This window comes from Ensifer sp. 2TAB8 (assembly GCF_052115125.1).
Lineage (GTDB): Bacteria > Pseudomonadota > Alphaproteobacteria > Rhizobiales > Rhizobiaceae > Ensifer.
Genome location: NZ_JBFRGB010000040.1, coordinates 1 through 14640, shown reverse-complemented (window position 1 = coordinate 14640; position 14640 = coordinate 1). Strand labels below are relative to the sequence as shown.

Genomic DNA, 14640 nt, shown 5'->3' with positions numbered 1-14640 from the left:
GGTGTGTCCCTGAAACTGAGTTTTTAATGGGCGATGCCGGTACCGGCGTCGAAGACAACGGTCTTTGAAAGATCGAGCGCGAAGGCCCGCTTTTCACCGGAACGGATCGGTGTTCCCGTCGGTAGCCGCGCCATGATCTCGCGCTCGCCTGCGCGAAGGGCGACAAACACGTCTGGACCGGTCGGTTCTATAACGTCGACATGCAGCGTAAGCATCGGATTGGCAGACACTTCTTCCGTCGCTAGCGAAAGCCATTCCGGCCGCAAGCCAAGAAGCACGTCACTGCCAGGCACCAGTCGCGCCGTCACTGAAGCAGGCAACGGCAGGGTAACGTCCGCTCCCTTCAGGCTCAGCCACGGGCCCGACGCCCCTTCAACCACGGTTGCCGGGAGAAGGTTCATCGGCGGCGATCCCATGAACGTGGCGACGAAGACATTGGCGGGTCGGTCGTAGATGTCTTCGGGCGTGCCGAATTGCTGCAGCACGCCGTCCTTCATAACGGCGATGCGCGTCGCCATCGTCATTGCCTCGATCTGATCGTGCGTGACGTAGACGATGGTGGCGCCGAGCCGCTGATGGAGCCTCTTGATCTCGGTGCGCATCTCGACACGGAGCTTGGCGTCGAGGTTGGAGAGCGGCTCGTCGAAGAGAAAGATCTTCGGCTCGCGCACCAACGCGCGTCCCATAGCCACGCGCTGACGCTGGCCACCGGAAAGTTGGCCAGGGCGGCGCTTGAGCAGATGGCTTATCTGAAGCAGGTCCGCAACCCTTCCGACGCGCTCGACACGCTCGGCTTTCGGCATCTTGCTCATTTCCAGCGAGAAGCCGATGTTCTGTTCCACCGTCATCGCGGGATAGAGCGCGTAGGATTGAAACACCATGGCAATGTCGCGTTCCTTCGGCTCCAGACCATCCACGGGCCTGCCGTCGATCGTGATAGTCCCGGACGTGTGTTCCTCCAGACCGGCGATGATCGAAAGCAGCGTGGACTTGCCACAGCCCGAGGGGCCGACAAGGACCAGAAACTCGCCGTCATCGATCGAGATCTTTATGTCCTTCAGGACGGCGAGGCTTCCGAAGCTCTTGGTGACATGGTTGATGGCGAGATTGGCCATGAGCATTATCCTTTGACTGCGCCGGCCATCAGGCCGCGAAGGAAGTAGCGGCCCGCGGCCACATAGATGACAATAGTTGGCAGAGCTGCGATGATCGCGGCCGCCATGTCCTCGTTGTAAGCCTTGGTCCCGGTCGAGGTGTTGACGAGGTTGTTGACGGCGACGGTCACTGGCTGGTTCGAGCCGGCGGCAAAGGAGACGCCGAACAGGAAGTCGTTCCAAACCCCGGTAAACTGCCAGATGATCGACACCATGACGATTGGCCACGAGATCGGCAGCAGGATGCGGAAGAAGATCGCCCAAAAGCCCGCGCCGTCGACCCGGGCCGCCTTGAAGATTTCTGCCGGCACCGTCACGAAATAGTTGCGGAAAAACATCGTAGTGAAGCAAATGCCGTATACGACGTGCACGAGCACGAGACCCGGAATGGTGCCCGCGAGACCGAGCATGCCAAGCAGTCCGGCCATTGGAATTAGAACAATCTGAAACGGAATGAAGCAGCCGAACAGGATCAATCCGAAAAGGACGTTGTCACCTCGGAACCGCCAGGTGGAGAAGACGTAGCCATTCAACGCGCCGAGGCCGACCGAAATCAACGTCGCCGGGACGGCGATCAGGAACGAGTTGCCGAAGTATCCCTTAAGACCGCCGCAGGCGACACTGATGCATGCCGAATTCCATACGGAAGCCCACGCTTCGACAGTGGGGGCGCGCGGCACGGAAAGAAGCGTGCCGCTGCGGATCTCTTCCATGCTCTTCAGCGAAGTCATGACCATCGAGGCCAAAGGCGCGAGGAACAAAGCGGCGAGCACGACCAAGCAGGCATAGACGAAGATGCGCCCGAACATCTTGGTCGGATTGAGCGATCGTGGTCGCCCCAGGGCCATCGCAAAGTTGCTGTCAGGCACGGCGGTCATCGCGCAGCTCCGAATAGAGATAGGGGACAATGATGGCGGCAAGGCTCGTCAGCATGACGGTCGCACTGGCCGCGCCCACGCCAAGTTCGTTGCGGGTGAAGGTCATCGAATACATGAATGTCGAGGGCAGTTCCGTCGAGACGCCTGGCCCGCCCTTGGTGAGGGCGACGACGAGGTCGTAGCTCTTGATGGCGAGATGGGCTTCGATGACGAACGCGGTCAGGAATACGGGCCTGAGAGCCGGAATGACGATGCGCGTGTAAACCTTGTGGATGGGGGCGCCATCCACCCGCGCTGCGCGCAGGATCTCCGTGTCGACGCCGCGAAGTCCTGCCAGGAACAATGCCATGACGAAGCCGGTGACTTGCCACACGCCAGCGATGACAATCGTGTAGATGGCCCAATCCGGATCCACCAACCACTGGAAGGTGAATGACTGCCAGCCGAGGCTGCGCACCATGTGCTCCAGCCCCAGGCCGGGATTGAGAAGCCACTGCCAGATCACCCCGGTGACGACGAAGGACAGTGCCATCGGATAGAGGAAGATCGCGCGGAACACGCCTTCCAACCGAATTTTCTGGTCGATCAGGATGGCGATGTAGAGGCCGAGACACGTCGCAACCACGACATAGAGACCGCCGAAGATCGCCATGTTTTCAATCGCGGTGATCCAACGCGGATTGTCGAAGAGCCGCTCGTATTGCCGCCAGCCTACGAAATCGAACCTGGCGAACATCTTCGATCCGGTGAAGGATAGAAGCGCGGTATAGGCGATGAAGCCATAAACGCAGATCGCGATCGCCGCCAACGACGGCGATAGGACGAGCGCCGGCAACGCGGCCTGTATACGTTTGGAAAGAGTCATTGCTATCTGCCCGATTTCAGCGGCACCAGCCGCCTAGACGACTGGTGCCGCGCAAGAGTTGGTCGCCTTTGTAGTGCGGCCAACTCCTGGGAGGATCTTTATCTGGCGGCGTTGATCGCAGTCACAAGCGCCGCGACTGCGTCCTTGGACGACATGTCGGAGTTGAAGTGCTGGGTGACGACGTCGAACATAGCGCGCTGAATGCCTGCCGGCTCGGCGTGGCCATGTGCGAGCGAGCCGAGAAGCGTCCCGGATGAAACGGCGCTCTTGAGATCGGCCATGGACTTCTTTGCGCAGGTATCAAACTTGTCGTCGGAGACGTCCGTTCGGGCTGGAATCGAACCCTTCACCAGATTGAACGCTACCTGAAAACTCGGGGACATGACACTTGCCGCGAGCTTGTGCTGGGCCGAAAGTTTGCTGTCGCCCACCGGGAACATGGCAAAAAAGTCAGTGTTGAACAGGAACGCCCCTTCGGTGCCCGGCGCTGTGATGCATAGGATATCCACGCCCGGCGCAAGGTTGGCCTTGACGATCTCGCCCTTCGCCCAATCGCCCATGAGCTGCATGGCCGCGTCGCCCTTGAGAACCATCGCGGTTGCAAGGTTCCAATCCCGGCCGGAGAAGTTCGGGTCGACATAGCCGCGGATCTTGCGCATCTGGTCAAAGACCTTGACCATCGTATCCGACTTCAACGCCGCATCATCCAATTCGAGAATGGCCTTCTTGTAGAATTCCGGCCCACCGATCCCGAGAACGACGTCGTCGAAAACCGTTGTGTCCTGCCACGGCTGGCCTCCGTGAGCGAGGGGAACGATGCCCTTCTCCTTGAGCTTGTCGGCGACTGCGTTGAATTCGTCCCAGGTCTTCGGTGGCTCCAGGTCGTTGTCCTTGAAGACCTTCGCGTTGATCCAGAGCCAGTTCGGACGGTGGATGTTGACCGGTACGGCCTGCCACTTGCCGTCGTGCACGGCGAAATTCTTAACGGCGTCGGGCACGACCTTGTCCCACCCTTCCTCGTCGGCGACCGAAGTCAGGTCACCAAGAAGCCCCTCCTCCGACCATTCGTTTACCGCCATGCCGAGCAGCTGCGCAGCGGTCGGGGGGTTGCCTGAAGTCACCCGCGCTTTGAGCGCCGTATTAGCCGCCTCGCCACCGCCACCCGCGACGGGCATGTCCTGCCAGCCGACGCCTTGTTTCTGAAGGTCATCCTTCAAGACGCCGACGGCGGCGGCTTCGCCGCCCGAGGTCCACCAGTGCAACACCTCGACGCTGTCCTGTGCGAGGGCGAAGCCGGACGCCGAAGCACTGAGCCCCGCGGCAATGGCCAGTGATTTGAAAGTCGATTTCATTTAGTTCCTCCCCTGGGCGGCCCCATGCCGCCTCTACAAACAGACGGCTTCTCCTCTTCCGTTTGTTTGGATTGAAAACAAACATATTGACGCGACCGTGTCAACTTGCTTCGATGGACAGTGAACAAAAAAGTGAACGGAAAGCGCCTCGCCACAGTCGGGTTGGTCGCCAGATTTGAAAGCCGGTAAAATCGGCGACAGTCGCGGCTGAAATGACTATATGCTTTCGCTCGAAAGGCGATCCCACGTGGGTTCGCCACCAGTCTCGTGGGCCCAATCTAGTCGGAGCACTTCATGTCCATGCCGAGCGCCGTCAGGCACATCAACGAAGTCAGGGTGCTCGATGTCGTCTTTCGGCAAGGCAAGGTCAGTCGCGCCAACATCGCCCGTGAGCTTGGCCTAACGCGGTCAACCGCCAGCAGCATTGTGGCGAGCCTCACCGAAGAAGGATTGCTTGTCGAAGACAATTCGGAAGACGACAAGAGCGCGGGCACTGGACGCCCCGGCACGTTCGTTCGGCTCAACTCCAACTACGGCGTCTTCATCGGCGCGGACATCGGCGTCGGTCGTCTTACGGTCGTGGCGCTCGACATGGAGGCACGGGTCGTTGCTCAATCTCAATCGACCTTCGACCTAACCGACGCCGATCCCGAAGGCATCATTCAGCAATTGGTCAGGACCGTAAAATCGCTCACCAAGAGCTTATCGCAGACGCATACGGTCCGCGGCCTGTGCCTGACGGCGCCCGGTGTCATTGATCGGACCGGAACTATCCTACGTGCGCCCATCCTTGGATGGCGCCAGGAACCGATTCTCGACAAACTGGCGGAAGTGCTTCCCGAAGATCTCCTGCTTGCTGCGGAAAACGATGCCAACGCCTTCGCGATGGCGGAGATGTACCGCTCAAAGGACGAGAGCACCGACACGGAGATTTACATCTTCCTCGACGCCGGCGTCGGCGGCGCGATCGTCAACTCAGGACAATTGTTGCACGGGCAGGATGGTTATGCCGGGGAGCTTGGCCATATCATCCTTGGAGATGAAGGCTTCGTCGAGCTTGCGACCATCTCCGGATCCTTCGAGAGTTTCATCGGCCGCGAGGCGGTCCTCGCCCGCTACCGCTTTCATGGAGGATCCGCCAGCGACATCGACGAGTTCGCCAGCGCAGCTCGTCGGAAGGAGCGCGCGGCTCTGTCGACGCTAACGGACTGGTCGTTTTACCTTGGCCGGGGTGTTGCGACCCTGACAAGCATCTTCAATCCGGCACGAATTGTGCTCGGCGGCCCCGTCGCGATGCTCTACGACTTGTGCCGCGACGAGGTGATGGACAATGTTCGCCAGAACCTGCTCGACGAGCACCCGATCCCGGAGATCCGCCTGTCCAAGCTCGGCCCGGAGGGACCCGCGATTGGAGGAGCCTCGATGCTGCACAAACGAATGCTCTCGGTCGATGAAGAGTTGATCTATCGCCGCAACCGCACATCGTCGGGTCGCTGAGAGTCGTTAGATGCGGGTCAAGCCGAGTCCCCCGCGGACGATTTCGGGGCGGACGTGCTGATAATTTTCAATTTGCTTGTGGGCGCCATCAAAGCCGTGCTTGTGGGTCTCAGTCACAACCATGACTGTGCAACCGGCTGAAACTGCGGCGGCGATCCCGGCCTCCGCATCTTCGAAAACCAGGCAGCGCGCCGGGTTCACGGCCAGTCGCTCGGCCGCGAGGATGAAACAATCCGGCGCAGGCTTTCCTCTCTGGACGTCCTCAGCCGTCACCAGGATGGCCGGCGCCGGCAATCCCGCCGCCTCCAGCCTTGTTCTTGCCAGGGCCAAGGGCGCCGATGTCACGACGGCCCACTTACGGGTGGGCAGACTGTTGAGGAAGAGCGGCGCCCCCGGAATGGGCACCACCCCTTCGACCTCGGCGATTTCGGCCTGCGTGATGGCCAACGCCTCGGCCTCCGCATCGACGTGAGGCAGCCCGAGAGACGCGATCGTCTCCGACGCCCTCCTCCCATGAATGGATGGCAGATAGACGTCGGGATCAAGTCCGAACTTTCCGAACCAGGCCCCCCACACGCGCTCTGCCGCGGCAATCGAATTGAGGATGGTGCCGTCCATGTCGAAAAGGAAGGCCTCAAAGGTGTCGTCGAAAGAAAAGTCGGACATGGTACACGTTCGGATCAGGTTTTCTTCAGGCCATCACTCCTCATTCCGGAGCGATGACCCCCTTGCGCAGAATGACGCCGCCGTAGAAGCGCCGTTCCCCGGTGACGACGACCGTGTGAGCCGCCCGCACCCGATCCTTGAAGTTATCCGGCTCGACCGCGGTCAATTCGATCGCCTTTCCTTCGCTCTTTTCGAGAACGGCAGCATAGTCCTTGAATACCGGTAGGATCTTTGCCGGGTCGTTTTCCGCGATCATGCGCCAGGCCACGTGCGGCTCCTGCTCTTCGAGAGGAAACACTCCCATGATGGCCTCAAGGACGCGTGGGCCTTCGACGCCATCGAGGCGGATGAGGCGGTCGTCTCCCCCGTCGCATGGAAAGTTGGCGTCGACGATAGCGATGTCATGGCGATGTCCCATTGCCCTTAGGGCATAGAGCAGTTCGGGCGACAGAATGGGATCGATGCGCTTCAGCATTGGTTCTTCCTCCTCAGGGTCTATTTGCTTTTGCTTTATACAAATACAAATACACTGTCAAACAAGTTTTAGCGTCGACCATCTAAATTGCGGGAAGTTCGGGAAGGTCAAAAAGGCTTTCGCGCAAAAGCGCAGCCGCCCCGATCGCCGCACCGTCGCCGCCGAATTTCGCAACGGAAATGGGCGGAACTTCGAAGCCGTGAACGAGATTTTCGGCCACCAATGCCTCCACTTTCGACGCGACCCTGGAATAGAGCACCGCAAGTGGGCCACCGAGAACGATCGTCTTAGGATCGAGGATATGGATGAGGTTGAGAAAGCCAGTGGCAAGCGCTGACGCCCATTCGTCCAAGGCCCTGTCGAACTCCGGCGAGCTCCCGAGCGACGCCAGACGCGCCAGCCCCTCCGGGATCGGAGTTGCTTCGTCGATAAAAGGCAAGAACTTCTGGTAACCGGCGAGGATTTCGAAGGTGTGAGTTGCAGCCATCTGTGGCCGCGCGCCCATTACCATATGCCCGACCTCCCCACCAAGTCCGTGCGCACCTTCAATGACACGGCCCTGTCGTAAGTGCGCACTGCCAATGCCCTGGGCAAGCAGCAGTAGGAGCGCATCGCTCAGATCACCTTCCCCCGCATCCGTTGCCACAGCGCTCGCGAGGGCGACAGCGTCGTTGCAGATGTGGATCTTGTGTAGGGGCTGCATGGATTCGGACATTGCCGCCACGACGTCGACGTCCCGCCAATCAAGCCAAGGCGCCGAGATGATCTTGCCCTCCCGGACGATGCCGGGCACGGAGATGCAGACGCCCCTCACTCGCGAGGCGCGCACCTTGGAAATTTCTATGAGTTCTTTCGGCAACGTGGCAAGCAGCTCGATCACCCGGCCGGCATCCTGGTAGCGATCCGCGATGGACACGATCCTTTTTGCCACGACACGCATCGAGAAGTCGACGAGTACGGCGTTTATTTCAGCCGAGGAGATGTCCAGTCCGATGAAGTATGCGCCCGTCGGATTAAGGGACACGAGGGCGCCTGGACGCCCGGCACCGCTTGCCTCTGCGCTCTCGTTGAGATCGATCACGAGCTTCTCGGCAAGGAGTTGCTTGATCGAGTTGCCGACGGTAGCACGCGTCACGTTCAATTCACGTGCGATGTCGGCGCGCGACAGGGGCACGTCCCGGCGTAGGACGCGCAGGCAACGCACCGCGTTCATGTGTCTTAGCACACTGTTCGTCGTCAACGTTCCTCCCAGGGACACCATGTGTCAGTCAGGAGCCATCGTAGGATGTCGGCAGCGCAATCGAATCGCTGCCGACCACATGTTCTGACGAACTATCAGATGCCCGAACGCAAGCAAAGGTTATCCTCCAGGCGACACCGTCAAGCGATCGACCATCCGCCGTCGACAAGCAGATTTGCGCCGGTCACCAACGAAGCCGCAGGCGAAGCGAGATAGACCACCGCCCCAACGACGTCGTCGGTATCACCGATGCGGCCAAGTGGAATATGGCCTACCGTCCGACTGTAGAAATCCGGATCTGCGAGCACTGGCCGCGTCGAGTCCGTCCAAATGAACGTCGGTGCGACCGTATTGACGGTGATCCCGTACTGGGCCCATTCGGCCGCGAGACAGCGGCTTAGATGGTTGATTGCGGCCTTGCTCATACAATAGATCGCCTCGCCGCGCAGTGTGACCGTGCCCGCCTGCGAACTGATGTTCACGATCCGCCCGCTTTTCTTTTCGATCATATGGCGTGCGACGGCCTGGGTGACAAGGAATGTGCCCTTGATGTTGACGTTGAGGATCTGATCGACGTCCTTCTCTTCAACGAACTCCGCCAGGTTGCCAGGCGCCACGCCGACGTTGTTGACCAGGATATCGATCGTCCCGAAGGCGGCCAACGCGGTGTCGACCGCATGTGCTATCTGCCGGCTGTCGGAGATATCCATCGCGACTGCGAGAACACGTCGGCCCGTGCTCTCCAGTTCCGCCACGAGATCCGCGACCGCCTCGACGTTGCGAACGCCGATGACAACATCGGCCCCAGCGGCTGCGCATGCGAGCGCACAGGCTCGTCCGATGCCACGCGCCGCGCCGGTTACCAGCGCGACCTTGCCATCGAGGCCGAAGTTTGGTGCTTTGACTGTCATTTGGAAATTCCACTTGCTTTCAATTGTCGCTGACTATGCGGTGGCGGCTGCGAACCTGGCTGGCTTGCGACCCAGGATGATCATTTCGAGCGCATCGTCCTGCGTAAGATCCTTCGTTGGGTAGGAGCCGACGACCCGGCCCGACTTCATCACCGTTATCCGGTCGGAGAGCTGGAAAACGTCATGCATGTCATGGCTTATCAGGAAGATCCCGAGTCCCTGCCGCTTCAGTTCCTGAATGAGCAGGCCGACATTCTTGGTTTCCTCGGGCCCTAAGGCTGCAGTGGGTTCATCCATGATCAGGATGCGGGCATTGAAATGCAAGGCCCGCGCGATCGCAACCGCCTGTCGCTGCCCGCCCGACATCGAGCGGACGGAAGCGTTGAGCGATGGGATTCTCAAGCGCATGCGCTCGATTGTCTGCCGCGCGCCGTGTTCCATCGCTTCAGTGTCGAGAAAGCCGAAGCGATCGGTCTGCTCCCGTCCAAGGAAGAGGTTGGAGACGGCGTCAAGGTTGTCGGCGAGCGCGAGCGTCTGATGGATCGTCTCGATCCCCAATTCCTGTGCGTCATGCGGCGAGCGGATGTCGACCGGCTTTCCGTCGATCAGGATTTCGCCGCTGTCTGCCGGAAAGACCCCTGAGAGCATCTTGATGAACGTGGACTTCCCTGCGCCGTTGTGGCCGAGCAGCGCCACGACCTCGCCAGGCATCAGCGCAACGCTGACGTTCTCTACCGCGTGTACGCCTCCAAATGCTTTGTTGACGTTGCGGGCTTCGAGCAAAGGCGTCGTCATGATGGCCTCCTTTCGCGCCACATCGTATCGATCCAGACGGCCAAGACGAGGACGCCTGCCAAGACCATGCTTTGGGTGGGGCTAGGAATGCCGAGAAGGACCATGGCACTTTGCAGACTCTGCATGATGAGAGCGCCGACGCATCCCCCCAGGATAGTCCCCGCGCCGCCGGCAAGCGACGTTCCGCCGATCACGGCCGCGGCGATGACGTAAAGTTCCATCATTGTGCCGGCGCCGCTTGCCGCAGCATTCAGCCTCGCGGTCAGAACGATGGATGCAAGGCCCGAAAGCAGTCCCATCAGAGCGAAGACCTTGAGGACGACGCGCTGCGTGTTGATGCCGGTCAGGCGCGCACTCTGCGGATCTCCGCCGACTGCAAACACGTGCCTCCCGAACCTGTGCCGTCTGGCTACGAGGGTCATCGCAGCCGTCACGGCGATCAGGATCAGAACGGGAAACGCCAGTCCCATCGGTTCTTCCGTGCCCGGTCTGTTGTAGCTGTTCATAATCGCGACGAAACCGAAGGCACATGCACACCAGGCCGCGGCAGAGAAGTAGTCGGATGCCTGAAGGGGCTTCTGAATTCCGAGCCGCCGCTTGCGATGATGCTTGCGCACCAGGCTTGCCAGCACAATTCCTGCGGCTACGACGGCGAAGGCCCAACTCATCGGTCCTCCGAGAACGCCATTCTGACCACCGCCCAGTATTTGAAAAGTGTCGCTGAGGGGGGCGATGGTCGTCCCATCGTTCAGTTCATAGGCCGCGTTCCGGAGGAAGAGGAGCCCTCCGAGGGTCACGACAAAGGAGGGTATGCGCGCGTAGGCCACCAGGGCGCCCTGGATGAGGCCGATGAGCACGCCTCCACCCAGCATGACCAGACTTGCGAGCCACCAAGCATGGACGTTGTCGGGGAGCCATACGCTTTGAACGAGGCCGCCGAGAACGCCAAGAAAGCCAACTTGAGAACCGACCGACAGATCGATATGGCGGGTCACAATCACCAGGATCATACCGGACGCCATGATGGCGACGACCGACACCTGAAGCGACAGGTTGAACAGGTTGCGCGGCGACAGAAAAACTCCGCCGGTGAGAATGTTGGCACAGAGCCAGATCAAGGCGAGTACACCGACCATCGCCATCAGGCGCGTATCGGCGTGCCCTCCCCCGATCGCGCGTAGCAAGCGGGGGAGGATCTTACTTGAACTGGACACGGGCTGGGACACCGTTGTCATTGCAAAACTCCTGGATGTCGCGGCCTATTCGCACGCCTTTGGCGGATTTTCGGTCACGCCGTTGCACAACACGTCCTTCGAAATCCAGCCGGACTGCACGACGAGGTCGAGGTTGTCTCGCGTGATGGCGATCGGATCGAGGATAATGGCGGGTTGCGATGCTCCGGAGTCGGTAGTGCCCGGCGACACGCCGGTGACCGAGTCGATCTTGGCGCCCTTGATGATCTCGACAGCCGCCTTCGCTGCCACGGTTCCCAGCGCATTGGCGTCTTTCCACACGGTCATGGTTTGCTGCCCCTTGGCGATCCGGTTCAGCACGTTCTTGTCGCCGTCCTGTCCGGAGATGGCGACCTTTCCGAGAAGATTTTGACTTGCCAGCGCTGCGGCGACGCCGTTGGCGATGCTGTCGTTCATGGCGAGGACGGCGTCGACCTTGTTGTCGTTGGCAGTCAGCACCTGTTCCATGAGAGCCTGCGCGACGTCGGGCTTCCACTGCTCCACGTTCTGCTGTGCGACGAACTTGATGTCACCCTTGTCGACCGCACCTTGGACGGCCTGCATCTGGCCACTCTTGAAGACCTGCATGATCGTCTGCGCCGGATCACCATCCATGGCGACCCAGTTTCCCTTTGGCACGGCCTTGAGGAGCGCTTCGCCCATCACCCGGCCGACGGCGACGTTGTCGAAGCTGGTGTAGAGCACGTCGCCCGTGTCGATTGGGGCGTCGTACGCTATGACGGTGATGTTTTCGCGTTTCGCCGACTCGATGACGGGGATAATCGCCTTCGCATCCTGAGCGACGATAATCAGCACCTTCACGCCGCGGGCGATGAGACTTTCTATGTCGGCAGCCTGCTTCTGCGGGTCACCCTGCGCGTCGATCCCGACGTATTCTACCTCCGCCGCGTCGAAGACCGACTTCATCGCGGCTTCGTCGATCTTCCAACGTTCGTCCTGAAAATAGCGCCAACTGACACCCACTGCATCCTGGGCAACGGCCGAGGACGCGCCAGTGATGAGTGCCAACGTGGCAACGCTAGCAGCAAGGATTCTCGAAAACTTTGACATTAAGCTCCTCCCTCTGAACGAGATTTGCGTGCGGCATCCCTGCCGCACGTGCCAGCGCGACCTCCCGTCGCGCTATTTGTATTTGTTTAAAGCAGATACATATTAGAGTCAACAAGCCTTTTTTAGAGTCAACTCACGAATGCTGAAAAGCCATCTTCGGCTCCGAGCTCGGGCTCCTTACAGCCCGCAACACGGGGGCGCCCAATATGAAACCTTCCCGCTCAACGGTCAGTTGCCCCTGCCCGTCAGAGGTCTATTTTCGCCTATTAAGCGATCCCGTATTTAGGGCCTGAAATTGCCCTGCAGCCTAGAGTCACCCGACAGTTATGGCCAATCCCCTGAATGACGTCGGCTGCCCGCCGCACACCGGTCAACCGGTCGCAATTATCATTGGGGAGAAATGCAAACGACGATGTTTGAACGGGGCCTGCTGCCGATTTCGTCCCCGATGATACATTATGCGATCCTGGCCGCACAAATCGGAAACAAACCCAGCACAACACTCGTGTGACGTTCACGTGCAGCTTCGAGCTCCCTTGGGCCGAGCACCCTCCGACTCTAGCAAGCTTCTCTCGGTCCTGTCGCATGGCGCAGCACCAGCGGTGTCCTGGGAACAGATTTCGTTGGCTAAGTTGTCGATCGATGAAAAGCCGGTGTTGTCCCTTCGAAAATAAATCGTGATTCAGGATCAACTCGGTGCCCGTGAAAGCGCACACTCGGGTAGATTTTTGCCCCTCGCGTTATTGCATTCTTAATAAGTATGGGCCATATCACTCATCAATAAGACCCGCCACGCCTCGGACGAAACTTCGGTTTCGGAACTGCGCACCCAGGCGGGTTTCTCTTTTCTGGAACTTCGAATCCGCCTATGAAATGGCATGAAGTTCACCAAGCCTTCCCTTTCAATAGCCGATCAAATTACTCTGCTTGAAGCAAGGGGCATGGCCGTTCCCGATCCGGCGCACGCCGCTCACTGCCTTCAACACATAAGCTACTATCGCCTGCGCGCCTACTGGCTTCCGTTTGAGGAACCGACGCCGCTTGCTGGAGGGCACAAGTTCAAAGATGGCACCTCCTTCGAGGACGTACTGGCACTCTATGCCTTTGATAGGCGGCTTCGACTGCACGTCATGGATGCGATCGAACGCATCGAAGTCTCGCTACGGGGAAGCTGGGCACACCACCTTGCCATGAAATGCGGGCCTCACGGCTACCTTGACCCTGGGCTTTATGATCGCGCCGACTATTATGCCAAAGCCTTTGCCAACCTGATCGAGGAAATCGAGCGCTCTAAAGATACTTTCATTGTCCATTATCGGACAAAATACGACGATCCCGAACACCCACCGATTTGGATGACTGCGGAAGTCATGTCGCTTGGACAACTTTCAAAATGGGTGGGAAACCTAAAGCTTCGCGCCGATCGCCAGGCGATAGCCAAACCTTATGGGCTCGACGAGAAGGTTTTGGTCTCCGTTGCGCACCACCTTACATATGTGCGCAATATCTGCGCGCACCATGGTCGCCTTTGGAACAAGCAATTTACTGTTACGATGATTGTGCCGAACTCCCCGGCTTCGCTAAGGCTAGCGATGAACGCCGCATCAGCGAGGAAGCTTTACAACACGCTGGCGGTCGTCGGCTATATGATGGGGATCGTCGCGCCGGGGACACTCTGGCGACAATCACTCATCGAACTGATGGACTCTTGCCCACTCGCTGAAGAATCCGCGATGGGGTTTCCTCCAAACTGGAGAAACCTGCCGGCATGGAAACCGCCCACAATATAGCAAATGCGACTGGCAAAGGGTTATGCCACACTATCCGCAAGTTGAACGGCATTGCTTTACGCGCGTTGCGCACCTCGAAAAGAGCCGTTCTTCCGGTCAGACCGTTCGAGCGTGAAATGCATCAGGCGAGGCACCCACGACGCACTTGCCGTGGACTGAAAGTTCGATTCTTGCCGAGCCCACCATACTCACCACACCAAACGGCTATCGCCCAGTAATGATGGGCAAATTGGCGAAAACCTGCTTCGTCAGTCTTGACGTCCGTATAAGTTGGGGGGTGAGGCTTTTGATATGCAGAAGGAACGCAAAAAACCTCTTCGGCCTGACATCGAAGGAGTGAGGAAAACACTCCCGGCAAAGTTCGAACGATATTGCCGGGATTGCGGAAAACGCCTTTTAACCGAAGAGTGGGCGGCCGGTCATCTGAGCTGATGCATCGATCCCCATGAGCGCAAGAAGGGTCGGGGCGACATCTGCCAGAATGCCGTCATGCAGCGCGGCAATCTCAGGCCGGCCGAAAAGGATGACCGGAACAGGATTGATCGTATGCGCCGTATGCGGCGCGCCGGTCTCGGGATCGATCATGGTTTCGCAATTGCCGTGATCGGCGATGACGAGGAGGGAACCCTGCCTGCTTCGGACACTTTCGCAGATCTTGCCGAGCGCGGCATCCACCGTTTCAACGGCAACGATGGCCGCTTCCAAGCTTCCCGT

13 protein-coding genes and 1 pseudogene are annotated in these 14640 nt (G+C 59.4%); 2 read left to right on the top strand and 12 right to left on the bottom strand.

The annotated features are described in order from the left end of the window. Positions 1–23: 23 nt before the first annotated feature. From AB4Z53_RS33410 to AB4Z53_RS33395, 4 genes are all read right to left on the bottom strand, one after another. Entirely contained in the window at positions 24–1115 is a 1092-nt protein-coding gene (locus AB4Z53_RS33410) for an ABC transporter ATP-binding protein (RefSeq protein ID WP_441599640.1), read from the bottom strand. A gap of 5 nt (positions 1116–1120) precedes the next feature. Further along, the gene (locus tag AB4Z53_RS33405; RefSeq protein ID WP_441599671.1) at positions 1121–2002 is read right to left on the bottom strand and encodes a carbohydrate ABC transporter permease; all 882 of its coding nucleotides are present in this window, start codon (positions 2000–2002) and stop codon (positions 1121–1123) included. Between the two features lie 13 nt (positions 2003–2015). Then, positions 2016–2897, bottom strand: coding sequence for a carbohydrate ABC transporter permease (locus AB4Z53_RS33400; protein WP_060520140.1), 882 nt, complete (start codon positions 2895–2897; stop codon positions 2016–2018). Positions 2898–2995: 98 nt separating this feature from the next. Beyond that, positions 2996–4249 carry an ABC transporter substrate-binding protein gene (locus tag AB4Z53_RS33395; protein ID WP_441599638.1) on the bottom strand — a complete coding sequence of 418 codons (1254 nt, stop codon included), beginning with the start codon at positions 4247–4249 and terminating at the stop codon, positions 2996–2998. A gap of 294 nt (positions 4250–4543) precedes the next feature. Between AB4Z53_RS33395 and AB4Z53_RS33390 the strand changes: the two genes are divergently transcribed. Then, on the top strand, positions 4544–5746 hold the full coding sequence (locus AB4Z53_RS33390; RefSeq protein ID WP_441599636.1) for an ROK family transcriptional regulator: 1203 nt from the start codon (positions 4544–4546) through the stop codon (positions 5744–5746). 6 nt (positions 5747–5752) lie between these two features. Here the strand turns inward: AB4Z53_RS33390 and AB4Z53_RS33385 are convergent, their stop codons facing one another. The 7 genes from AB4Z53_RS33385 to AB4Z53_RS33355 form a co-directional block, all read right to left on the bottom strand. Then, positions 5753–6412 carry an HAD-IA family hydrolase gene (locus tag AB4Z53_RS33385; RefSeq protein ID WP_441599634.1) on the bottom strand — a complete coding sequence of 220 codons (660 nt, stop codon included), beginning with the start codon at positions 6410–6412 and terminating at the stop codon, positions 5753–5755. Positions 6413–6452: 40 nt separating this feature from the next. Continuing rightward, a complete protein-coding gene (locus AB4Z53_RS33380; RefSeq protein ID WP_441599632.1) occupies positions 6453–6887 on the bottom strand; it encodes an RbsD/FucU family protein in 435 nt (144 codons plus the stop codon). Positions 6888–6969: 82 nt separating this feature from the next. Beyond that, complete coding sequence (locus AB4Z53_RS33375) at positions 6970–8127, bottom strand: ROK family protein (protein ID WP_441599630.1); 1158 nt, start codon at positions 8125–8127, stop codon at positions 6970–6972. 140 nt (positions 8128–8267) lie between these two features. Then, complete coding sequence (locus AB4Z53_RS33370; protein ID WP_441599628.1) at positions 8268–9038, bottom strand: SDR family NAD(P)-dependent oxidoreductase; 771 nt, start codon at positions 9036–9038, stop codon at positions 8268–8270. A 33-nt stretch (positions 9039–9071) separates the two neighbouring features. After that, complete coding sequence (locus AB4Z53_RS33365; RefSeq protein WP_441599626.1) at positions 9072–9833, bottom strand: ATP-binding cassette domain-containing protein; 762 nt, start codon at positions 9831–9833, stop codon at positions 9072–9074. After that, positions 9830–11068 carry a sugar ABC transporter permease gene (locus AB4Z53_RS33360; protein ID WP_441599624.1) on the bottom strand — a complete coding sequence of 413 codons (1239 nt, stop codon included), beginning with the start codon at positions 11066–11068 and terminating at the stop codon, positions 9830–9832. Before AB4Z53_RS33360 ends, AB4Z53_RS33365 begins: the two co-directional genes overlap by 4 nt. Before the next feature lie 24 nt (positions 11069–11092). Next, complete coding sequence (locus AB4Z53_RS33355; RefSeq protein WP_441599622.1) at positions 11093–12136, bottom strand: substrate-binding domain-containing protein; 1044 nt, start codon at positions 12134–12136, stop codon at positions 11093–11095. 878 nt (positions 12137–13014) lie between these two features. Here AB4Z53_RS33355 and AB4Z53_RS33350 point away from each other — a divergent pair. Continuing rightward, entirely contained in the window at positions 13015–13926 is a 912-nt protein-coding gene (locus AB4Z53_RS33350; RefSeq protein WP_441599621.1) for an Abi family protein, read from the top strand. Between the two features lie 396 nt (positions 13927–14322). On the opposite strand, the pseudogene AB4Z53_RS33345 reads toward AB4Z53_RS33350, so the two are convergent. Further along, a pseudogene (locus AB4Z53_RS33345) lies at positions 14323–14640 on the bottom strand (2,3-bisphosphoglycerate-independent phosphoglycerate mutase); the annotation flags it as partial.